This is a genomic window from Pseudoalteromonas sp. SIMBA_162 (assembly GCF_046535955.1).
In the GTDB taxonomy this organism is placed as follows: domain Bacteria; phylum Pseudomonadota; class Gammaproteobacteria; order Enterobacterales; family Alteromonadaceae; genus Pseudoalteromonas; species Pseudoalteromonas marina.
In genome coordinates, this window is sequence record NZ_JAWJBQ010000966.1 from 1 (window position 1) to 245 (window position 245).

At 50.6% G+C, this 245-nt stretch carries 1 protein-coding gene; it reads left to right on the forward strand.

Annotated elements, in window-relative coordinates; genetic code table 11:
* Nucleotides 1–223 (forward strand): hypothetical protein (locus R0J88_RS22580; protein WP_410901259.1); only part of this gene is annotated, 223 nt, incomplete at its 5' end.
* Nucleotides 224–245 lie beyond the last annotated feature (22 nt).

Here is a 245-nt window from a genome sequence, read left to right on the forward strand (position 1 = left end):
CTTGCAGCGAGCGCAAACGCAGACGACGAAATACTTCATCGCTCACCCAGATGTCTTGTTGCAGATTCATCACCAGACCCTGTTCACGCAGTTGCTGAAGCTGCTCTTCGACAATGGCAATACCGAGACTAAACTCATGAGCCAGTTGTTCAGCCGTGACCAGAGCATGAGCCCGGAGATAGCGCAGAAAGAGGTCGCGAAGCGGGTAACTGACTCTATGTAAATAAATCTCTGGCAATGACTCT